Source organism: Bacillus sp. ISL-51, assembly GCF_018613535.1.
In the GTDB taxonomy this organism is placed as follows: domain Bacteria; phylum Bacillota; class Bacilli; order Bacillales; family Bacillaceae; genus Bacillus.
The window spans coordinates 210,479-232,492 of the sequence record NZ_JAGGQB010000012.1 but is presented as its reverse complement, the minus strand read 5'-3'; the positions used below and the strand labels follow the sequence as shown (position 1 = coordinate 232,492).

General features: G+C 44.4%; 25 protein-coding genes. 24 read left to right on the top strand and 1 reads right to left on the bottom strand.

Annotated elements, in window-relative coordinates; all coding sequences use genetic code 11:
* The first annotated feature begins 145 nt into the window (after positions 1–145).
* From gudB to fni, 10 genes are all read left to right on the top strand, one after another.
* Positions 146–1,420, top strand: coding sequence for a Glu/Leu/Phe/Val family dehydrogenase (gudB, locus tag J7E26_RS16205; protein ID WP_214814374.1), 1,275 nt, complete (start codon positions 146–148; stop codon positions 1,418–1,420).
* Positions 1,421–1,525: 105 nt separating this feature from the next.
* On the top strand, positions 1,526–2,509 hold the full coding sequence (locus tag J7E26_RS16200; RefSeq protein WP_214814372.1) for a YpdA family putative bacillithiol disulfide reductase: 984 nt from the start codon (positions 1,526–1,528) through the stop codon (positions 2,507–2,509).
* A 95-nt stretch (positions 2,510–2,604) separates the two neighbouring features.
* A complete protein-coding gene (gene prsW / locus J7E26_RS16195) occupies positions 2,605–3,261 on the top strand; it encodes a glutamic-type intramembrane protease PrsW (RefSeq protein WP_214814370.1) in 657 nt (218 codons plus the stop codon).
* Between the two features lie 132 nt (positions 3,262–3,393).
* Positions 3,394–4,269 carry a spore cortex-lytic enzyme gene (gene sleB / locus J7E26_RS16190; RefSeq protein ID WP_214814369.1) on the top strand — a complete coding sequence of 292 codons (876 nt, stop codon included), beginning with the start codon at positions 3,394–3,396 and terminating at the stop codon, positions 4,267–4,269.
* Between the two features lie 27 nt (positions 4,270–4,296).
* On the top strand, positions 4,297–5,646 hold the full coding sequence (gene ypeB / locus J7E26_RS16185) for a germination protein YpeB (RefSeq protein ID WP_214814367.1): 1,350 nt from the start codon (positions 4,297–4,299) through the stop codon (positions 5,644–5,646).
* Between the two features lie 88 nt (positions 5,647–5,734).
* Entirely contained in the window at positions 5,735–6,391 is a 657-nt protein-coding gene (locus J7E26_RS16180; protein WP_214814365.1) for a flagellar brake protein, read from the top strand.
* Positions 6,392–6,437: 46 nt separating this feature from the next.
* Positions 6,438–6,614: a YpfB family protein gene (locus tag J7E26_RS16175; protein WP_167348361.1), complete on the top strand. Its 177-nt coding sequence runs from the start codon at positions 6,438–6,440 to the stop codon at positions 6,612–6,614.
* Between the two features lie 80 nt (positions 6,615–6,694).
* Positions 6,695–7,369, top strand: a complete 675-nt coding sequence (gene cmk, locus J7E26_RS16170; RefSeq protein ID WP_214814363.1) for a (d)CMP kinase — start codon at positions 6,695–6,697, stop codon at positions 7,367–7,369.
* Between the two features lie 225 nt (positions 7,370–7,594).
* The gene (gene rpsA / locus J7E26_RS16165; RefSeq protein ID WP_214814360.1) at positions 7,595–8,743 is read left to right on the top strand and encodes a 30S ribosomal protein S1; all 1,149 of its coding nucleotides are present in this window, start codon (positions 7,595–7,597) and stop codon (positions 8,741–8,743) included.
* 14 nt (positions 8,744–8,757) lie between these two features.
* A complete protein-coding gene (gene fni / locus J7E26_RS16160; protein ID WP_214814358.1) occupies positions 8,758–9,807 on the top strand; it encodes a type 2 isopentenyl-diphosphate Delta-isomerase in 1,050 nt (349 codons plus the stop codon).
* A gap of 32 nt (positions 9,808–9,839) precedes the next feature.
* On the opposite strand, the gene J7E26_RS16155 is transcribed toward fni, so the two are convergent.
* Positions 9,840–9,971: a YpzI family protein gene (locus tag J7E26_RS16155; RefSeq protein WP_214814347.1), complete on the bottom strand. Its 132-nt coding sequence runs from the start codon at positions 9,969–9,971 to the stop codon at positions 9,840–9,842.
* 76 nt (positions 9,972–10,047) lie between these two features.
* On the opposite strand from J7E26_RS16155, the gene J7E26_RS16150 reads away from it, so the two are divergent.
* From J7E26_RS16150 to J7E26_RS16085, 14 genes are all read left to right on the top strand, one after another.
* Entirely contained in the window at positions 10,048–10,650 is a 603-nt protein-coding gene (locus J7E26_RS16150; protein ID WP_214814345.1) for a YphA family membrane protein, read from the top strand.
* Positions 10,651–10,840: 190 nt separating this feature from the next.
* A complete protein-coding gene (der, locus tag J7E26_RS16145; protein WP_214814343.1) occupies positions 10,841–12,151 on the top strand; it encodes a ribosome biogenesis GTPase Der in 1,311 nt (436 codons plus the stop codon).
* Positions 12,152–12,168: 17 nt separating this feature from the next.
* Positions 12,169–13,206 (top strand): NAD(P)H-dependent glycerol-3-phosphate dehydrogenase, encoded by a 1,038-nt coding sequence (locus J7E26_RS16140; protein ID WP_214814325.1) that lies wholly within the window; start codon positions 12,169–12,171, stop codon positions 13,204–13,206.
* Between the two features lie 322 nt (positions 13,207–13,528).
* Positions 13,529–13,732 (top strand): DUF2768 domain-containing protein, encoded by a 204-nt coding sequence (locus tag J7E26_RS16135; RefSeq protein ID WP_214814322.1) that lies wholly within the window; start codon positions 13,529–13,531, stop codon positions 13,730–13,732.
* A 20-nt stretch (positions 13,733–13,752) separates the two neighbouring features.
* Entirely contained in the window at positions 13,753–14,484 is a 732-nt protein-coding gene (locus J7E26_RS16130) for a hypothetical protein (RefSeq protein ID WP_214814319.1), read from the top strand.
* 185 nt (positions 14,485–14,669) lie between these two features.
* Positions 14,670–16,148 (top strand): stage IV sporulation protein A, encoded by a 1,479-nt coding sequence (gene spoIVA / locus J7E26_RS16125; protein WP_214814316.1) that lies wholly within the window; start codon positions 14,670–14,672, stop codon positions 16,146–16,148.
* Between the two features lie 375 nt (positions 16,149–16,523).
* Positions 16,524–16,802: a non-specific DNA-binding protein Hbs gene (gene hbs, locus J7E26_RS16120; RefSeq protein WP_003153447.1), complete on the top strand. Its 279-nt coding sequence runs from the start codon at positions 16,524–16,526 to the stop codon at positions 16,800–16,802.
* Between the two features lie 187 nt (positions 16,803–16,989).
* Complete coding sequence (gene folE, locus J7E26_RS16115; protein WP_061520944.1) at positions 16,990–17,562, top strand: GTP cyclohydrolase I FolE; 573 nt, start codon at positions 16,990–16,992, stop codon at positions 17,560–17,562.
* Positions 17,563–17,582: 20 nt separating this feature from the next.
* Positions 17,583–17,810, top strand: a complete 228-nt coding sequence (gene mtrB, locus J7E26_RS16110) for a trp RNA-binding attenuation protein MtrB (protein WP_061520945.1) — start codon at positions 17,583–17,585, stop codon at positions 17,808–17,810.
* A 163-nt stretch (positions 17,811–17,973) separates the two neighbouring features.
* Entirely contained in the window at positions 17,974–18,729 is a 756-nt protein-coding gene (hepS, locus tag J7E26_RS16105; RefSeq protein WP_061527704.1) for a heptaprenyl diphosphate synthase component 1, read from the top strand.
* A 5-nt stretch (positions 18,730–18,734) separates the two neighbouring features.
* Positions 18,735–19,436 carry a demethylmenaquinone methyltransferase gene (menG, locus tag J7E26_RS16100; RefSeq protein WP_214814311.1) on the top strand — a complete coding sequence of 234 codons (702 nt, stop codon included), beginning with the start codon at positions 18,735–18,737 and terminating at the stop codon, positions 19,434–19,436.
* Between the two features lie 27 nt (positions 19,437–19,463).
* Positions 19,464–20,426, top strand: a complete 963-nt coding sequence (gene hepT / locus J7E26_RS16095; protein ID WP_061520948.1) for a heptaprenyl diphosphate synthase component II — start codon at positions 19,464–19,466, stop codon at positions 20,424–20,426.
* A gap of 118 nt (positions 20,427–20,544) precedes the next feature.
* Entirely contained in the window at positions 20,545–20,991 is a 447-nt protein-coding gene (ndk, locus tag J7E26_RS16090) for a nucleoside-diphosphate kinase (RefSeq protein ID WP_061520949.1), read from the top strand.
* A gap of 191 nt (positions 20,992–21,182) precedes the next feature.
* Entirely contained in the window at positions 21,183–21,953 is a 771-nt protein-coding gene (locus tag J7E26_RS16085) for a CheR family methyltransferase (protein ID WP_214814301.1), read from the top strand.
* The last annotated feature ends 61 nt before the right edge of the window (positions 21,954–22,014 follow it).

Genomic DNA, 22,014 nt, shown 5'->3' with positions numbered 1-22,014 from the left:
GGCTGCTGTTTCCAGCGGCCGTTTTTTTTAAGCGAAATATTGGAAAAATCATTGTCTTTCTTCTATGCACAGCCAATATGAAGGTGTATACTATTCACTGAAAGGGAGCATGAGAGAAACATAAGATTTTAGGAGGTTAACTCAAATGGCAGCCGATCGATTCACCGGTCATAATGATGAAGACAAACATGATGTATTAAAATCAACCCAAACCGTAATACATAAAGCGCTGGAAAAATTGGGGTATCCAGAGGAAGTGTATGAACTGCTGAAAGAGCCGCTCAGATTGTTAACGGTTAAAATTCCGGTTCGGATGGATGACGGATCTGTAAAAATATTTACAGGCTATCGTGCACAGCACAATGACTCCGTCGGTCCGACAAAAGGCGGTATTCGTTTTCACCCGAATGTAACGGAAAAAGAGGTGAAAGCACTTTCCATTTGGATGAGTTTAAAATGCGGAATTATTGATCTTCCTTATGGCGGTGGTAAAGGCGGAATTGTTTGTGATCCGAGAAATATGTCATTCAGAGAGCTTGAAAGGCTGAGCAGAGGGTATGTCAGAGCAATCAGCCAGATTGTCGGACCGACAAAAGATGTTCCGGCACCTGATGTATTTACAAACTCGCAGATTATGGCTTGGATGATGGATGAATATTCAAGAATTGATGAATTTAACTCACCCGGCTTTATTACGGGAAAACCGCTTGTCCTTGGGGGTTCCCACGGCAGGGAATCAGCTACGGCAAAAGGCGTAACGATTTGTATAAAAGAAGCGGCCAAGAAAAAAGGTCTTGATATTCAAGACGCGCGCGTCGTCGTTCAAGGTTTCGGGAACGCGGGCAGCTATTTGGCTAAATTTATGCATGACGCCGGTGCGAAAGTTGTCGGAATTTCTGATGCGTACGGAGGTCTTTACGATCCGGACGGTCTTGATATTGATTATCTGCTTGACCGCAGGGACAGCTTCGGGACAGTGACGAAGCTTTTCAATGACACCATTACGAACCAAGAGCTGCTTGAACTGGACTGTGATATCCTTGTCCCGGCGGCGATTGAAAACCAAATTACTGAAGAAAACGCTGACCGCATTAAAGCGAAAATTGTTGTGGAGGCGGCAAACGGACCGACGACGCTGGAAGGAACAAAAATCCTTACAGACAAAGGGACGCTGCTTGTTCCGGATGTTTTGGCAAGCGCCGGCGGCGTAACAGTTTCTTATTTCGAATGGGTGCAAAATAACCAAGGCTTCTACTGGAGTGAAGAAGAAGTAGAAGAAAAATTGGTAAACATGATGGTTAAATCATTTAATAATATTTATGAAATGGCGCAGAACCGCCGAATCGACATGAGGCTCGCGGCTTACATGGTCGGCGTGCGGAAAATGGCCGAGGCTTCACGTTTCAGAGGCTGGATATAAACCAATTGTTTGCATAAACATAAAAAATCTCCTATGATTGTATAGGAGATTTTTTATATGAGTGGAAACAATTGATGGAAATGCCAATCGCAGGAGTTGAAGGACATGACAGAAGAAAAAGCAATTATAATAGGCGGAGGTCCTTGCGGATTATCAGCGGCTATACATCTGAAGCAAATTGGCATAAATGCCCTTGTCATCGAAAAAGGAAATGTCGTAAACAGCATTTATAACTATCCGACACACCAAACCTTTTTCAGTTCAAGCGAAAAACTGGAAATCGGTGACGTGGCCTTTATTACTGAAAACAGAAAACCGGTCAGAATTCAGGCTCTCTCGTACTACAGAGAGGTTGCCAGAAGAAAAGAGCTGCGGGTAAACGCATTCGAAAAAGTTGAGCGCGTCACAAAACAGGAAGACGGCCGCTTTCTCGTAGAAACGTCAAAAGACCGTTATCTCACCCCATTTTGTATTATTGCGACAGGATATTATGATCATCCGAATTATATGAACATTCCGGGTGAAGAGCTCCCTAAGGTTTTTCATTACTTTAAAGAAGGCCACCCGTATTTTGATAAAGACGTTGCCGTGATCGGCGGAAAAAATTCAAGTGTGGATGCCGCTTTGGAGCTGGTGAAGTCCGGCGCGCGCGTGACGGTGCTTTACAGAGGAAACGAGTATTCCCCAAGCATCAAGCCGTGGATCTTACCCGAATTTGAAGCCCTTGTCAGAAACGGCACAATCCGTATGGAGTTCGGCGCCTGTCTGGAAGAAGTAACGGAAGATGAAATCATTTTCCGATCCGGCCGAAATGAAACGGTCCGGCTGAAAAATGATTTCGTATTTGCCATGACGGGTTATCATCCCGATCACGGTTTTCTTAAAAAGATCGGCGTACGGATAGACGAGGAGTCAGGCCGTCCGTTTTTCCGCGAAGAGACGATGGAAACAAATGTCGACGGTGTTTTTATTGCCGGAGTCATTGCGGCGGGAAATAACGCCAATGAAATTTTTATTGAAAACGGACGTTTTCACGGCGGCTTGATCGCGGCGGAAATTTCAAAAAGACTCGGTATCCAGAGCATATGATCATTCATATGCTCTTTTTTTAGAAAATGGAAGATGTAAAATAGAGCGCAACATGGTACGATAGATTTAGGAATTTAAAGGAAAGAGGTTGCCTGATGTTTGCAATCATCTCTGCAGGAATTGCTCCCGGCATTGCGCTGTTAAGCTATTTTTATCTAAAAGATCAGTATGACAATGAACCCGTACATATGGTGCTGAGGTCTTTTTTTCTTGGAGTCGTTCTTGTTTTTCCGACCATGTTTATCCAATATGTCCTCGAAAAAGAACATATAGGGGAAGGGAGCTTTTTTGTTTCGTTTTTGTCTTCAGGTTTCTTGGAAGAATCGGTTAAATGGTTTATTCTGATGGTCAGTGTGTATCCGCACGCCCATTTTGATGAGCATTACGACGGTATCGTTTACGGAGCCAGTGTGTCTCTGGGCTTTGCCACCCTTGAAAATATTCTTTATTTATTCGGCCATGGAGTTGAGCATGCTTTCATCAGGGCGCTGTTGCCGGTCTCCTGTCATGCGCTTATCGGAGTCATTATGGGCTTTTATCTTGGAAAAGCGCGTTTTTCGCAAAAAAAAGCCCGTGCCAAGTGGCTGCTGATCTCGCTGTTTGTGCCTTCATGCCTGCACGGGTCTTACGATTTTATTCTGACCGCCCTGCGTCATTGGGGGTATTATATGATTCCGTTTATGCTGTTTTTATGGTGGTTCGGTTTACGGAAGGCAAAAAAAGCCCGTTCCGTTAATATGATCCAAGTATAAAGAAACCGCGCAATGCCGTGCGGTTTCTTTTTTATGTTCCGGTAAGGGATAAGAAGGAAACGGTGTATAAAAATAACCGCGTGACAGACAATACGGTTACACTTTAAATTTTGCTGTAGGAGGCTTGAAAAGATGAAGTCCAAAGGAGCGTTTATGGCATGTCTCATTCTTTATTCCTTTGTTATCACCGCTTTCTTCAATCATGAAACGGCCTATGCGTTTTCAAATCAAGTGATTCAAAGAGGAGCGACGGGGGATGATGTTATAGAATTACAGGCTCGTCTTCAATATAACGGATTTTACAGCGGGAAAATCGACGGGGTTTACGGCTGGAGCACATATTGGGCCGTGCGGAACTTCCAGGAGAAATTCGGAATGAAGCCGGTTGACGGCCTGGTCGGAGCAAAAACAAAACAGACCTTGATCTCGAAATCAAAGTATTATCGTGAATATGTCATGGAGCAGATTCAGAAAGGAAATACGTTCACACATTACGGCGGCATTCCGTTAAAAAATCAAACAAAACCGTCAGCAGCCGCCCAACAGCCGGCTGGAAAAAAACAGCCTGCTCCAAAACCGCAAAACAAAACAGGCGGCCAAACACAGGCGTCTAAAAAACAGAATACGACTGCAGCCAATATGCCCGGCGGTTTTTCAAACAATGAAGTTAATCTGCTGGCGCAAGCCGTGTACGGAGAAGCGCGTGGTGAGCCTTTTGAAGGGCAGGTCGCCATTGCCGCGGTCATCTTAAACCGGATCAAAAGCCCGTTATTTCCGAATACGGTGGCAGGCGTTATTTTTGAACCGCTTGCTTTTACAGCCGTTGCTGACGGACAAATTTATCTGCAGCCGAATGAAAGAGCGAAAGAAGCGGTGCTTGACGCAATTAATGGCTGGGACCCTTCCGAAAACGCGTTATACTATTTCAATCCTGACACGGCGACCAGCGCATGGATATGGGGCCGCCCGCAGATTAAGAGAATCGGTAAGCACATTTTCTGTGAGTAAAAGAACGCATAAAAAGAGGTGTTAAATATGATCAGAGGAATCATCATCGCTGTTCTCGGAGTCGCCATTGCCGCAACCGGCTATTGGGGATATAAAGAGCATCAGGAAAAGGATGCCGTCCTTTTGCATGCTGAAAACAATTATCAGAGGGCTTTTCATGAATTAACGTATCATGTTGACCAGCTTCACGATAAAATCGGGACGACGCTGGCCATGAACAGCAAAAAATCTCTGTCACCGGCGCTGATTGATGTGTGGCGGATTTCATCAGCGGCCCATAACAATGTGAGCCAGCTCCCGCTTACTCTAATGCCTTTTAATAAGACGGAGGAGTTTTTATCCAATATAGGAGATTTCAGCTATAAAACATCAGTCAGAGATTTAGACCAAAAGCCGCTCGATAAAAAAGAGTATACGGCATTAAACAGCCTTTATAAACGGGCGGAGAACATTCAAAACGAACTGCGCAGCGTTCAGCACCTCGTGATGAGCAAAAATCTGCGGTGGATGGATGTTGAAATGGCGCTCGCATCTGACAGAAAACAGAGTGACAATACTATTATCAACAGCTTTAAAACAGTCGAGAAAAATGTAAGCGCCTATTCGGAAGGCAATTTCGGCCCTGCATTTACAAGCGCAAAAACAGCGCAAAAGGGTTTTAACCATCTGCAGGGAAAACAAATTACCGAAAAAGAAGCGATAAAGATCGCGGAACGGTTTGCGCCTGATCATAATTATTCCATTAAAGTGGTCAAAAGCGGCAGAAAAACGAACCGGGATGTATACAGCATCCGTATGAACGACGCGGATCATACATCTAAGATCTATATGGATATTACGCAAAAAGGCGGCCATCCGGTTTATTTAATTCAAAACCGGGCCGTGAAAAAGCAAAAGATCAGCCTCAATGAAGCATCAAATCGGGCAATCGCATTTTTAAAGAAAAACGGCTATGAAACGAAAGCCATCGAAATTGACGAAAGCGCGCAATATAATAATATCGGTGTTTTCACTTTTATTCCTGTTGAGAAAAATGTCCGTATCTATCCGGAATCGATCCGTATGAAGGTTGCGCTGGATGACGGTGAAGTCGTCGGCTTTTCCGCAAGGGATTATTTAGCGGCGCACCGCACGAGAACCATTCCGTCTCCGGCTTTATCGGCGGATGAAGCGAAAGCGAAGCTGAATAAGAATGTCGAGGTAAGAGAAACGCGCCTCGCATTAATAACAAATGAACTCGGCCAGGAAGTACTGTGCTACGAAATCCTCGGCACCATAGGGAATGACACGTATCAAATGTTTATCAATGCGGACGACGGGAAAGAAGAGAAAATAGAAAAGCTGAAAAGTGCAGAACCTGTATACAAAGACCTATAAAAATAAAGGAGGAAAGGGCTAAAAGTCTTTTCCTTTTTTTCATTACATGCTTTAATAAAAGCATAAAGCTAATGAAAGAGTGAAGGTCATGATAGCTGTCGGAGATTATATATGGATTGAATACATAGAAAATAATGAGTGGAAAAAAGTAAAAAGCAAGGCGGTCAGCGTGGATAACGGCGAGCTGCTGATTTCGTACCCTGTCGATCCCGAGTCTGGACGGACGGTCTTTTTGCACAGTGGGTTAGAGATTACAGTTGAATTTACAGGCAGCGGCGGAGTGCCTTACCAATTTAAAAGTACGGTAAAAGGAAAGAGAAAAGATCCCATTCCGATGATTGGGCTGGACATCCCTCCCAAGGAGGACATGAAACGAATTCAACGGCGCCATTATGTGCGGGCAGACGCTGTATTGGATGTGTCCGTTCGCAGCGAATCAGGAAAAGCCGCGTTTCAAACGGTTTCCTCTAATATCAGTGCAGGGGGAATGGCGCTTGTGCTGCCTGACCATGTTTCTGCAGAGCCCGGTGAAAAGCTGAATGTCTCCTTCTCTCTTCCTCATCCGGAAAAGGCGGCCGATATTACGGCAGAAGCCGTCATTCAGCGGGTTTTCTATGATTCAAAAACTGATAAACAGAAAATAACGCTCGAATACACAGAGATTAACCCCGGCTCACAGCAGCTGCTGATCCAATACTGTATGCGCATGCAGCTTCAAAACAGAAGAAACAGGCTGTCCGAATAAACAGCGGCGCACTTTTCCATACTAATCATAATGGAGGTGCGCGTGTATGAAAACGTTTGAACGGCTGCTTGTAAAATTAGTATGCATCCAGCTCTTAATTCTGGCCGCAGTACAATTTCTGCTTCATTATCAGCCTATCGAACCCTATATTTCAAAAGCGGTGAAATATGAAGGAGTAGATAAAATGGAGAAAAAAGAGTGGATTGAAACGGTAAAACGGTAAAAATCATCTCGATTTTTTTCGCCCTTTTTATGCAGTTCGTGATACAATCCATAGAGGAGAAAAGAGCAAGGAGAGAGATTATGGACAAGAAATTATCGATTGCAATTGACGGCCCGGCAGCTGCCGGAAAAAGCACCGTTGCTAAAATAGTGGCTGAAAAAAAATCATATGTGTACATTGATACAGGCGCGATGTATCGTGCAATTACATATACGGCATTAAAACAAAATACAGATTTAACTGATGAAGCGGCGCTTACAGAGCTGCTGAAGCAGACGGAGATAGAGCTTGTTTCTGCTCCGGAAGGGCAAATCGTTTTAGTAAACGGAGAAAATGTGACAGAAGAGATCAGAAAAGATGAAGTCAGCAACCAAGTATCCATTGCCGCCAAGCATAAAGGCGTCAGAGAAGAATTGGTCAAAAGACAGCAGCTGCTTGGAGAAAAGGGCGGCGTTGTCATGGACGGCCGGGATATCGGGACACACGTGCTGCCTGATGCGGAAGTGAAAATTTTCCTCTTAGCCTCTGTAGAAGAAAGAGCGAAGCGCCGTTATGAAGAAAATGTGAAAAAAGGCTATGACGTTCATTACGAGACGCTGATAGAAGAAATTGCAAGACGCGACAAGCTTGACTCAGAACGGGAAGTCTCGCCGCTGCGCAAAGCGGATGACGCGATTGAAATCGACACGACGTCTCTCAGCATTGCTGAAGTTGCAGGCAGAATTCTTGAAATCGTCGAAGAGAAATCACGTTAACCTTGCTGCCGTTCATTTTAAATTTTTTTCCGCAGACAAGATGTTATTGCTTGACAAACCAGTCCTTTTATTAGAAGTTAATACTAATAAAACTTTTTATTGAACATTCAAATTCTTTTTGAATGATTCTTTAATACATATTCGGCCAAAAGCGGACAGTCACATGTTCAGCTTTCAAACCGTTTTAATTAAGCTGTGTAGGTTTGGACCAAGGAGGTTATTCAAATGACAGAGGAAATGAATCAAATTGATGTTCAAGTGCCAGAGGTTGGAGATGTAGTAAAAGGGATTGTGACAAAGGTTGAGGACAAACATGTAGATGTTGAGATTATCAATGTCAAACAGTCCGGCATCATTCCAATCAGTGAATTATCAAGTCTTCATGTAGAGAAAGCATCGGATGTCGTGAAAACAGACGACGAGCTTGACCTGAAAGTAACAAAAGTGGAAGACGATGCTTTGATTTTATCTAAACGTGCCGTTGATGCTGACCGCGCTTGGGAAGACCTTGAGAAAAAATTCGAAACAAAAGAAGTGTTTGAAGCTGAAGTGAAAGATGTGGTGAAAGGCGGTCTCGTCGTTGATATCGGCGTTCGCGGCTTTATTCCCGCATCACTTGTCGAAGCTCATTTCGTCGAGGATTTCACTGACTATAAAGGGAGAACCCTCTCTCTTATCGTCGTTGAACTTGACCGCGAGAAAAACCGGGTGATTCTGTCACACCGGGCTGTAGTGGAAGAAGAACAAGCAAACAAAAAACAAGATTTTCTTCAAACGCTTGAGGTTGGAAGCGTGCTTGACGGCAAAGTGCAGCGCCTGACTGATTTCGGCGCATTTGTTGATATCGGCGGAATCGACGGCCTTGTTCACATTTCCCAGCTGTCCCACTCACATGTTGAAAAACCGTCTGACGTGGTGGAAGAAGGCCAGGAAGTAAAAGTGAAAGTACTGTCTGTAGACCGCGATAATGAGCGTATTTCTTTATCTATTAAAGAAACGCTGCCGGGACCGTGGAGCCAAGTCGGCGAAAAGGTAAAACAGGGAGATGTGCTTGACGGCAAAGTGCAGCGCCTCGTCAGCTTCGGTGCGTTTGTTGAAATTCTTCCGGGCGTTGAAGGCCTTGTTCACATTTCGCAAATTTCCAATAAACATATCGGAACGCCGCATGAAGTGCTTGAAGAAGGACAAACTGTAAAAGTGAAGGTGCTTGATGTCAACGAAAGCGAAGAACGCATTTCCTTGAGCATGCGTGAGCTTGAAGAAGCGCCAAAAGCTGATCATGAGGACTTCCGCCAATACCAGGCGAAGGAAGAGCCGAGCACAGGCTTCCAGCTTGGCGATTTAATCGGAGACAAGCTTAATAAATTAAAATAAATTGGTGATAAAACGTGACACGAGCAGAACGAAAAAGAGAACATATAAATCATGCGCTGTCGACCGGCCAAGACCGTGGAACAGGGCTTGATGATATTACGTTTGTTCATGTCAGCCTGCCAAACCTTGCATTGGAAAAAGTGGATATTTCAACGAAAATCGGCGGACTTACCAGCAGTTCGCCGATTTTTATCAATGCTATGACAGGCGGCGGCGGACAGCTTACATATGAGATTAACCGATCACTGGCAAGAGCCGCCCGCAAAGCAGACATTCCGCTCGCAGTCGGATCGCAGATGTCTGCTTTGAAAGACCCGTCCGAGCGGTTTTCTTATGAAATCGTAAGAAAAGAAAACCCGGACGGCTTAATCTTTGCGAATTTAGGCAGCGAAGCAGACGCTGAACAGGCAAAAAGAGCAGTTGACATGATTGAAGCGGATGCGTTGCAGATTCATTTGAATGTCATACAGGAGATCGTCATGCCTGAGGGAGACAGAAGCTTTACGGGCGCTCTGGACCGCATTGAGCGCATTGCAGGTGAAGCGGGTGTTCCTGTATTCGTAAAAGAAGTCGGATTCGGCATGAGCAAAGAGTCGGCGCAGCAGTTGTTTGACATCGGAGTGTCAGCCGTGGATGCCGGCGGTTACGGCGGAACGAATTTCTCCAGGATTGAAAATCTGCGCCGAGAGAAGGAGCTTCAATTTTTTAATACATGGGGGATTTCGACTGCCGCAAGTTTAGCGGAAATCCGTTCGGTTTGCAGGGATCATCCGATTATCGCATCCGGAGGGCTGCAAAGCGCGCTTGATGTTGCGAAATCGATTGCTCTCGGTGCTTCTTTTTCCGGAATGGCGGGCAATTTCTTAAAAGCTTTGACCTCAAACGGGGAAGAAGGCCTGTTTAACGAGATCACGGCGTTATTGCAAGAGCTGAAAATGATTATGACTGCCCTCGGCTGTCAGTCTGTTGCTGAATTGCAGCGGGCGCCGCTGGTCATAAAAGGTGACACCCACCATTGGCTTTCAGAAAGAGGAATTGATACGTCCCATTTCAGCAGACGTTAAAAGGCATGCAGTCCGCATGCCTTTTTGTATGCTTATGATTTTCTTTTTCTGAACTCCCCGTTTTGCTCGAGGCTTGTCGCCCCCTTATGATGTATAGACTGGTCGCGGTCTGATTCTACTCTGCGTGAGGCTTTCAGTTTTTTTTCCTGTCTGTCCTTTCCCATCGTCATTGCTCCTTTCAGTTATCATATGGTTTAAAAAATGCGTTCCCGCTCCATACTGATCAGAGGAGGAGCGATTATGGAACTGTTTTATTATTACTGGTCTATGTGGTTTTTATGGATACTTGCGACTTTTATTTTTGCCAAAACGAAAAGCCGTTTTCACGTATCAGTCTTTATTTTGACTAATATAATGGCAAGCATACATCATATTACTGTTTATTTTACGCTGAACGCGGCGTATGTGATTTTTTTTGCAGCGGCATTTGTCTATGCGGGGAGCTTAGGCATGCATAAACAGCTCCGTTATATGGTCATACATTTGACGGCGGCGGCAGCTTACGGATTTATTTTTCTTTTTGCATTATATGATCCGGTTTGGTTTATCATAAAACCTGAATGGGCGGCGGTCATATTGCTGACCGTCATTACGGTTTCCGTTGAGGGGCGGTTTCCTGAGCGGCTCTGTCTGTTTGTTCTCGGCATGTGCCAAGGGGAGCTTCTATATTCATCGGTCATTCATAAGATTGCAGGCACCGTAACCGTCGGAGACTATCAATGGCTCTCCGGGTGCTCCGCGGGAGCGATTTTACTCGTCGGCCTGACCACATATGAACAGCTTGCGGCACGTGTCGGCGCAAAAAGCAAAAAGACGGGAAAAGGAGCTACAAAAATGTCATGAAAACAAGCCGGGACTGTTACATGATTGCGAAACATTTTGAAGAATACATTGTGATCTCAGTGAAAACTGATATAATAAATGAGTTAAGCCCTTCTGTTTGAAGGGTTCTTTTCATAGCGAAGATGATTTTAATAACCGGTTGAACAATTTTTATGAAAATGTAAGCGGCTGGATTGAAAGGAAGGGTACTATGGGTAAACCTGTCGTAGCCATTGTCGGAAGACCGAATGTGGGAAAATCCACAATCTTTAACCGGATTGCGGGTGAAAGAATTTCAATAGTAGAAGATACCCCCGGAGTGACGAGGGACCGGATATACAGCTCGGCGGAATGGCTGAATTATGATTTTAACCTGATCGATACAGGCGGAATCGACATCGGAGACGAACCGTTTCTGACACAAATCCGCCAGCAGGCTGAAATCGCCATGGACGAGGCTGATGTGATTATCTTCATGGTGAACGGCCGTGAAGGTGTGACTGCGGCGGATGAAGAAGTGGCGAAAATACTTTACCGGACGAAAAAGCCGGTCGTATTAGCCGTTAATAAACTAGATAATACCGAAATGAGATCAAACATTTATGATTTTTACGCGCTCGGCTTTGGCGAGCCTTATCCGATTTCCGGTACACACGGCTTGGGTTTAGGCGACTTGCTTGACGCGGCTGCCGAGCATTTTAAAAACATTCCGGAAACGAAATACAGTGATGATGTCGTGCAATTCTGCCTGATCGGCCGCCCGAATGTCGGCAAATCTTCCCTTGTGAACGCGATGCTCGGCGAAGAGCGTGTCATCGTCAGTAACGTCGCGGGAACAACGAGAGACGCTGTGGATACGGCGTTCACATATAACCAGCAGGATTTTGTGATCGTTGATACAGCAGGAATGAGAAAAAAGGGTAAAGTATACGAAACGACTGAAAAATACAGCGTGCTTCGGGCGTTAAAAGCGATTGACCGCTCAGATGTTGTCGGTGTGGTGCTGAACGCTGAAGAAGGCATTCTTGAGCAGGACAAACGGATCGCCGGCTATGCCCATGAAGCGGGAAAAGCCGTCGTGATTGTCGTTAACAAATGGGATGCCGTTGAAAAAGATGAACGCACGATGAAAGAATTCGAGCAGAATATACGGGAGCATTTTCAATTTCTCGATTATGCGCCGGTCTTGTTTATGTCGGCGTTGACGACAAAACGGATTCATACACTGATGCCTGCGATTATTAAAGCAAGTGAAAACCACTCGCTTCGCGTGCAGACAAACGTGTTAAACGACGTGATTATGGATGCGGTCGCCATGAACCCGACTCCGACACATAACGGCTCGCGCCTGAAAATTTATTATGCGACTCAGGTTGCTGTAAAGCCGCCGAGCTTCGTTGTTTTTGTCAATGATCCGGAACTGATGCATTTTTCTTATGAACGCTTTTTAGAAAACCGAATCAGAGATGCGTTCGGTTTTGAAGGGACGCCAATCAAAATATTTGCAAGAGCGAGAAAATAAAAAGGTGTGATACAGAGATGAAAAAAGTGGCAATGCTTGGAGCGGGAAGCTGGGGCACTGCACTTTCTTTAGTGCTGGCTGATAACGGACATCAAGTCATGATGTGGGGACACCGTGCCGAACTGATCAATCAAATCAATGAACTGCATGAAAACAAAGATTATCTCCCTGGTGTGGAGCTTTCTAGTTCCGTGATCGGCACCGCTGATTTAAGCGAGGCCTTAACAGGTGCTGAGTACATTATTGTCGCAGTGCCGACAAAAGCCATTCGTGAAGTGCTGAAGCAGGCTTTGCCTTACCTTTCTAAAAACTCGATTTTTGTTCATGTCAGTAAGGGAATCGAGCCGGACACGCTTCTCCGCATTTCGGAATTAATGGAAGAGGAGCTGCCTGAGGAATACAGAAAAGACATCGTTGTGCTTTCCGGGCCGAGCCATGCTGAAGAAGTCGGATTAAGACACCCGACGACCGTCACGTCATCCTCTAAAAATATTGAGGCTGCAGAAGCTGTTCAGGATTTGTTTATGAACCAGCATTTCCGCGTTTATACGAACCCGGATATGATCGGTGTTGAAATAGGGGGAGCCTTAAAAAATATCATTGCTCTGGCCGCCGGAATTACAGACGGATTGGGCTACGGAGATAATGCGAAAGCGGCGTTAATCACACGCGGGCTTGCTGAAATCGCAAGGCTTGGGACAAAAATGGGAGGCAATCCTCTTACTTTTTCCGGGCTGACCGGCGTAGGCGATTTAATTGTGACGTGTACAAGCGTTCATTCCCGGAACTGGCGCGCCGGCAACCTGCTTGGCAAAGGGTACAAGCTTGAAGAAGTCCTCGACAAGATGGGAATGGTTGTTGAAGGAGTGCGGACAACAAAAGCGGCATATCAGCTTTCACAAAAATACCAAGTGAAAATGCCGATTACAGAAGCGCTTCACCAAGTGTTATTTAATGGGCAAAAGGTAGAAACGGCCGTCGAATCCTTGATGGCCAGAGTAAAAACCCATGAGATGGAGGACTTGGTCAACACATTTGAAAACCAAGCAAAGTGACAATAAAACGCCGCCTGCATATTCTGAAGTGATGAAAGTCCAAATCGCGGAACTCTCCGGCTGAAATCGCTTAAAACATTTGCTGATTTAGGCAGAAGAGGATGCATACGTACGCGCACCCGCATACTATAGCATCGAAGTCCAAGAGAGTGTATCTTAGACGTGCAGGTAAATATAGTCAACTTGACTGAAGCAAAGTCCCCCTCTTTGCTTCAGTTTTTTTTGTTTTTTTTCAATAGATGGAAAACCTGTTGATCTTTTCAACATTTGTATATTAAAATAAAATATAACGCTTACAAAAGAATGATCGGGGGGCATGAACGTGAGTGTGGCATTGATGAAAATGTGGTTTGCGCTTGGAGCTATGGGATTAATGTTTGTCGCGGTTGCGTCTATTTATGTAAGCCGGTATAAATGCAAAAACAAGATTATAAAAGCCGCAGTTTCTTCGCTCGCTTATGCCTGTATGCTCATATCAGGCTTGATCGTGTTAATGGTCGTGTTCAGCGGGCCTGTCAGTGAATAAAGCAGGAAAGGGGGAGCGGGATGCATAAATTGAAAATTGCCGTGATAACGGCCGCTGTGCTTCTTCTGTCAGGCTGTTTATACCCGGAAGCGAAAAAAACTGAAAATCAAGTGTCTTACAAACATCAGCTTGAGCAGGTTCAAGCGGCCGTTAATGAATTTAAAAAGGCAAACGGCGGCCTGCTGCCCATTCAGACAAAAGATATGAAAACACCGATCTATCAAAAGTATCCGATAGATTTTAAGCGGCTGGCGCCGAGATACATGGAAGAGCCGCCTGCTTCGGCCTATGAAAGCGGAGGAACGTATCAATACGTGCTCGTTGACGTGGAAAACAAGCCGACTGTCAAGCTTATTGACCTGCAAATGGCGGAAAAAATCCGTGATATGAAGCTCCGTGTCAAAATGTATCAGGAAAAACATACATACCCTCCCTATCAGGACGTCGTCTCAAAGAGCTTGTTCACATTGGATAAAACAAAGCTCGGCATCAAAGAGTCTCCTTCAGTCAGAAGCCCGGTATCCGGCGTTTCGCTGCCGCTTTTAATCGGTGCGGACGGGGAGATCTATGCAGACTATCGCGTCGATCTGGCCCGCTGTCTGAAAGAGAACAAAAAAACAGTAAAACCAGGTACGGAAATTCAGGATATCTTATGGAAGGACACCCCATTTGTCCCGGCTTTTTCGGTCAAATACACAGTGAATGAAAAACAGGAACCCGTTTTTTTAGAAAGTAAAACGAAACAGGAATGAACCTTTCTCCCGCGCATACAAATAGGGAGAAAGGTTTTTTCTGATTGTAATAGAAAGACTGCCTGAAAATTTTCTAAAGATGTCATATTGAAATAGGACAACGTCATACACATATAGTGTCCTGTATTTGATTGAAGAATGGTGAAATAAAAACGATAAGGATAGGAAGTCCGGGAGGGGATCACTTGGAAAAGGTCGATATTTTCAAGGATATCGCTGAACGAACAGGAGGCGATATATACTTAGGTGTCGTTGGCGCTGTCCGTACAGGGAAATCTACATTCATTAAAAAATTTATGGAGCTTGTGGTGCTCCCGAATATCAGCAATGAAGCGGACCGCGCGCGGGCGCAGGATGAGCTTCCGCAAAGCGCCGCAGGAAAAACGATTATGACGACGGAACCTAAATTTGTTCCGAATCAGGCAATGTCCGTTCATGTAGCGGACGGACTCGATGTCAACATCCGCCTGGTGGACTGTGTGGGATACACTGTTCCGGGAGCAAAGGGATATGAAGATGAAAACGGCCCGCGAATGATTAATACACCTTGGTATGAAGAGCCGATTCCATTTCATGAAGCAGCGGAAATCGGAACGAGAAAAGTCATTCAAGAGCACTCTACAATCGGAGTTGTCATTACGACAGACGGCTCGATCGGCGATATCCCACGGGGTGATTACGTAGAGGCGGAAGAAAGAGTCATTGAAGAGCTGAAGGAAGTCGGCAAACCGTTTATTATGGTGATCAACTCTGTGAAGCCGTACCATCCGGAAACCGAAGCGCTCAGGCAGGAATTAAGCGGAAAATATGATATACCGGTACTCGCTATGAGTGTTGAAAGCATGCGGGAAACAGATGTCTTAAGCGTCCTCAGAGAAGCGCTTTATGAGTTTCCTGTGCTTGAAGTGAACGTCAATCTGCCGAGCTGGGTCATGGTGCTCAAGGAAAACCATTGGCTCAGGGAAAGCTACCAGGAATCAGTGAAAGAAACTGTAAAGGATATCAAACGTCTGCGTGATGTAGACCGGGTTGTCGGCCACTTCAGCGAATTTGAATTTATTGAAAGTGCCGGTTTAGCCGGGATTGAGCTGGGTCAGGGTGTCGCTGAAATCGATTTGTACGCTCCTGATCATTTATATGACCAGATTTTAAAAGAGGTAGTGGGCGTTGAAATTCGCGGAAAAGACCACTTGCTTGAATTGATGCAGGATTTTGCTCATGCGAAAACGGAATATGACCAAGTATCAGACGCTTTGAAAATGGTTAAACAGACCGGGTACGGAATTGCCGCGCCGGCTTTAACGGATATGAGCCTTGATGAACCGGAAATCATCCGCCAAGGGTCAAGATTCGGCGTAAGGCTGAAAGCGGTCGCCCCGTCCATTCATATGATCAAGGTGGATGTGGAGAGTGAATTTGCGCCGATTATCGGCACGGAAAAGCAAAGCGAAGAGCTTGTCCGCTATTTAATGCAGGATTTTGAAGATGATCCGCTTTCTATCTGGAACTCCGATATTTTCGGAAGGTCCTTAAGCTCTATTGTGAGAGAAGGCATTTCCGCAAAACTCTCGCTTATGCCTGAGAATGCCAGATATAAACTGAAAGAAACGCTGGAAAGAATTATAAACGAAGGATCAGGCGGCTTGATCGCCATCATTTTGTAATCAGAAGGACCTCTTCTTGAAACGGGAGGTCTTTTTTTATGTCCTTTAAGATATTGGAAATGAATCAAGGATTAGGAGGAAATAAGTAAAAAAAGGAATATTCGTTCGGTAAAACACGTGAAAACCTTGACGAGCAAGGGATTGGAGCTTTAAAATGCTTGATATGGCTTTTTATATGTGTTAATCTACATACAGAAAATCTTCACTTTGCTGGACAAACATTCCTCAGGGTGTCTATTTTCTTGTTAAAGCCGTTTACTTGTCTGTTCTTCCCTGCTTTGATTTTTTAATCAGACAGGTTTAGAATCAGGCTGAACTGTGAAGAAATGATAATAAACTGCTGAAATGATATTCTTTTGGGAGGAGGTGAAAGGCATGAACAAGACAGAACTAATCAATGCGGTTGCGGAAGCAAGCGAATTGTCTAAAAAAGACGCTACAAAAGCAGTTGATTCTGTTTTTGATACGATTTTAGATGCACTTAAAAACGGTGATAAAATTCAACTGATCGGTTTTGGTAACTTTGAGGTGCGCGAACGTTCTGCACGTAAAGGACGTAACCCTCAAACAGGTGAAGAAATCGAAATTCCAGCAAGCAAGGTACCTGCTTTCAAACCAGGTAAGGCTCTTAAAGACGCTGTTGCCGGAAAATAATTGTGAATATAGATCGTGTATGCATCAGTCATACATACACTTTATTTCTTCACAGAAAAGCCCCTTTTTAAGGGGCTTTTCATATTTAAAAAGCCTCAGTCACCGAGCAGGGCTTTCGTTTTGCTTTTGGCGCGGCAAATGTGCTAGAATCGAAATTAAATGTATTCAATGGTGGAGGACACAGAAGATGAAAGAAGTTAATAAAGAGCAGATTGAACAGGCAGTTCGCCAGATTTTAGAGGCGATTGGAGAAGACCCGAACCGGGAAGGGCTTTTAGACACGCCGAAACGGGTAGCAAAAATGTATGCTGAAGTATTCTCGGGATTGAATGAAGATCCGAAAGAACATTTTCAAACCGTTTTCGGGGAGGATCACGAGGAGCTTGTTCTAGTAAAGGATATCGCGTTTCATTCTATGTGTGAACATCATCTTGTTCCTTTTTACGGAAAAGCGCATATTGCCTACATTCCGCGCGGCGGCAAGGTGACAGGCCTCAGTAAATTGGCCCGCGCAGTAGAAGCTGTCTCAAAACGCCCTCAGCTTCAAGAGCGCATTACCTCAACAATTGCAGAAAGCATTGTAGACACCTTAGATCCGCACGGCGTCATGGTTGTCGTGGAAGCTGAGCATATGTGCATGACGATGAGAGGCGTAAGAAAGCCGGGTGCAAAAACAGTTACATCCGCTGTGAGAGGTATTTTTAAAGATGACGCAGCAGCACGTTCGGAAGTTTTAGAACATATTAAACGTGCGGATTAATAATGATAGAGGGTGCCGATATGAATTCAAAGCATTCAAATGATTTTGTCGTCATTAAAGCGGTCGAGGACGGCGTGAACGTCATCGGTTTAACGAGAGGAACGGATACGAAATTTCACCATTCCGAAAAACTGGACAAAGGTGAAGTGATCATCGCTCAATTTACCGAGCACACATCCGCCATTAAAGTGAGAGGCAACGCCCTTATCCAAACCGCTTACGGAGAAATGAAAAGCGAAAAAAAATAAGCTGGCTGTTTCCCGCTGCTCGCTGCTGCAGAATGCTCGCAAACAGCGGGAGAATACAGCCAATTTCTTTTTTTTATGCTATAATGGTACGTGCGTATAATAATGACGAGTAAATCTCATACATATTAGAATAAATGTGAATTTGGGGACAAGGGTGATATTTTTGCAAGACATCTACGGAACTTTAGCAAATTTGAATACGAAATTAAAACAAAAGCTGTCTCATCCTTATTTAGCGAAACATATTTCTGCGCCTAAAATCGATGAAGATAAACTTCTTCTTTTTCACGCTTTGTTTGAAGAAGCGGACATTAAGAACAACGACAGAGAAAATTATATAGTAACTGCGATGCTTGTCCAAAGCGCCCTTGATACCCACGATGAAGTGACAACAGCCAGAGCGTTAAAGCGAGATGAAAATAAAAATCGGCAGCTGACCGTGCTTGCCGGTGACTATTTCAGCGGACTGTACTATTCGCTTTTATCTGAAATGAAGGATATCTACATGATTCGGACACTCGCAACGGCAATTAAAGAAATCAATGAGCATAAAATCCGTCTGTACGATCGGTCTGTCAATGACATGAACCAATTGATCGAAAGCATGGCGATTGTGGAAGCGGCGCTGTTTCACAGAGTGTCAGACCACTTCAATCTTCCGCGCTGGAAAAGGCTGGCGAGTGATTTTTTTGTATATAAGCGGCTGATGAACGGCAATGCTATATTTCTCGATGTAATCGGCAATATTGTAAAGTCAGGGAAAACAAAGGCTGAAATACTGGAAGAAAGCTTTACAAAAGCAAAGCAAAGCATTGAGACGCTGCTGCCGCTCAATTCACCTATTCAAAATCTATTGCTGAACCGGCTTAAAACAATCAGCCAAGACAAAACTTATCATCAGAAAGTGGAAGAAGGGTAACCATCATGCAGGAGTCAAAAGAACAGCGGGTACACGGCGTATTTGAAAAAATTTACAAAAACTATGACCAAATGAACTCTGTCATCAGTTTTCAGCAGCACAAAAAATGGCGCGATAAAACGATGCAGATTATGAATGTGAAAGAAGGCGCCAAAGCGCTCGATGTCTGCTGCGGAACGGCTGACTGGACGATTGCCCTTGCGAAAGCGGCCGGGGAAAGCGGCGAAGTAAAGGGACTGGATTTCAGTAAAAATATGCTGAGCATCGGCGAAAAAAAAGTAAAAGAGGGCGGTTTCAGCCAAATTGAGCTGCTGCACGGAAACGCGATGGAGCTCCCTTTCGAAGATGATTCATTTGATTTTGTCACCATCGGTTTCGGCTTGCGGAACGTCCCCGATTACCTGACAGTGCTGAAGGAAATGCGGCGCGTGGTCAAACCGGGCGGGCAAGTTGTATGCCTGGAAACATCCCAGCCGGAAATGTTCGGCTTCAGACAGGCTTACTTTATGTACTTTAAGTACATTATGCCTTTTTTCGGAAAGATGTTTGCGAAGAGTTACAAAGAATATTCTTGGCTTCAGGAATCGGCAAGAGAATTTCCCGGTATGAAAGAGCTTGCGCGCCTGTTTGAAGAAGCGGGCCTGACGAATGTTAAATACCATCCGTTTACCGGCGGAGTGGCTGCTACACATATCGGATGGAAATGATGAATAACAGATGTTTGGGTGAATGATATGAAATTTAAAATGGCCTATTCTTTTTTAAATGACGATATTGATGTGATTGAAAGGGAGCTTGAGCAAACGGTTCGGTCGGATTATCCCCTGTTAAGTGAAGCGGGTCTTCATTTGCTGCAGGCGGGGGGCAAACGGATCCGCCCTGTGTTCGTATTGCTTTCCGGCATGTTTGGCGACTATGACATTAATAAAATCAAATATGTGGCAGTGACGCTGGAAATGATTCATATGGCATCGCTTGTTCACGACGACGTCATTGATGATGCCGAACTGCGGAGGGGAAAACCGACCATTAAAGCCAAATGGGACAACCGCATTGCCATGTACACCGGTGATTACATGCTTGCCGGCTCACTAGAAATGATGACGAGATTAGATGAGCCGAAAGCCCATCGGATCCTGTCCAAAACCATCGTAGAAGTATGCCTCGGAGAAATTGAACAAATCAAAGACAAATACAATATGGAACAAAACCTCAGAACCTATTTGCGCCGCATCAAACGAAAAACGGCTCTTCTCATTGCCGTCAGCTGCCAGCTTGGCGCAATTGCCTCAGGAGCCGATGAAAAGATTCATAAAGCATTATATTGGTTCGGTTATTATGTGGGAATGTCCTATCAAATCATTGATGATATTCTTGATTTTACATCAACTGAAGAAGAGCTGGGAAAACCCGTCGGAGGAGATCTTTTGCAGGGGAATGTCACCTTGCCTGTTTTGTACGCGCTGCATCAGCCTGAATTGAAAAATCAGCTGAAGTTAATTAACAGCGAGACAACGCAGGAGCAGCTCGCGCCGATCATTGAAAATATTAAACGGACGGACGCGATTGAAAAATCAATGGCCGTCAGTGAAAGATATTTAAAAAAAGCATTCGAGCAGCTGAATACATTGCCGAGAGGCCGGGCACGTTCTTCATTGGCCGCGATCGCAAAATATATCGGCAAACGGAAGTTTTAAGTCCTTTACGAACAAGATGTGAACTTTCTCCGCCCCGGATTGATTAATTGTCAGAAAGATGTTACGATTTCGGTGTGCAACTTGAAAGCCTATACATAATGATGGGGTGGAGAATCTTATGGAAAAAACTTTTATCATGGTAAAGCCGGACGGCGTACAGCGTCAGCTGATCGGAGAAATTTTATCCAGATTTGAACGTAAGGGCTTACAATTGGCAGGAGCCAAGCTGATGTCGGTTTCTGAACAAATGGCTGAAAATCATTATGCTGAGCATAAAGGAAAACCATTTTTTGGCGAGCTTGTGGAGTTTATTACGTCAGGTCCTGTATTTGCGATGGTATGGGAAGGCGAAAATGTCATTGACATCACAAGACAGCTGATCGGAAAAACAAATCCGAAAGAAGCGCTGCCGGGCACGATTCGCGGAGACTTCGGAATGTTTGTCGGCAAAAATATTATTCACGGCTCTGATTCATTAGAAAGCGCTGAGCGTGAAATTCAAATTTTCTTTAAGCAAGAAGAGCTTGTGCCATATCAAAAATTGCTGGCCGACTGGGTGTACTAAACCATAACGGCCCTTCTTTTCATGCTTTATGTAAAGGTTTACAATTTTCGTGAAGGACAGAGTCAGCGGTACTCTGTCTTTTTTGGTTTTCATAAATCAGCCAACCGGCTGATTTTTTTATTGAAATCGTACAATTTAGAAAGAAAACAGGCTATACTAGGACAAAAGACAGCGAGATTGGGAGAGAAGCAATGGAGCCATACGAGATTTTTATTACCAAATGGAAAAAAATGACTGGTGTTGATCTATCGTTATACAAAGAAGCCCAAATGAAAAGAAGGCTGACATCACTTTACGAAAAAAAGGGGTTCGGAGATTTTCAGCAATTCGCCGAAGCTCTTGAAAAAGACAAGCTCTTATTGAATGAAACATTAGACAGAATGACGATTAATGTTTCTGAATTTTACCGTAATTATAAAAGGTGGGAAGTTCTTGAAACATCAATACTTCCGTTATTAAAACAAAATAAGCCGTTAAAAATATGGAGTGCGGCCTGCTCAACGGGGGAAGAGCCTTATACTTTGGCTATGATTCTCGATCAGCAGAAAGAGCTTCCCGGCTTTCAAATATTAGCGACTGATATAGATGAAAAAGCGCTCAGTAAAGCAAAACAAGGAATCTATCAGGAGCGTTCGCTTCAAGAGGTGCCGTCTTCCGTGAAAAACCGGTATTTCTTGAAGCAGGCCGATAACAGCTATCAAGTCAAACATGAGATCCAAAAAAACATTCGTTTTAAGCGGCACAACTTGCTTGCAGACAGCTATGAGCAGGATTTTGACCTGATTGTCTGCCGCAACGTCTTTATTTATTTCACTGAAAAAGCGAAAGAAGAGCTGTATGTGAAAATGGCTGACTGCTTAAAGAAAAACGGTATTTTATTTGTCGGCAGCACAGAACAGATTTTTAATCCGGAGAAATTCGGGCTTGAAAGCACGGATACGTTTTTTTATCAAAAAAGATAGAAGACTTTTTATGAAAACTTGTGGTATAGTTTTACTTAAAAGCGTTAATGCGATGAAGGGA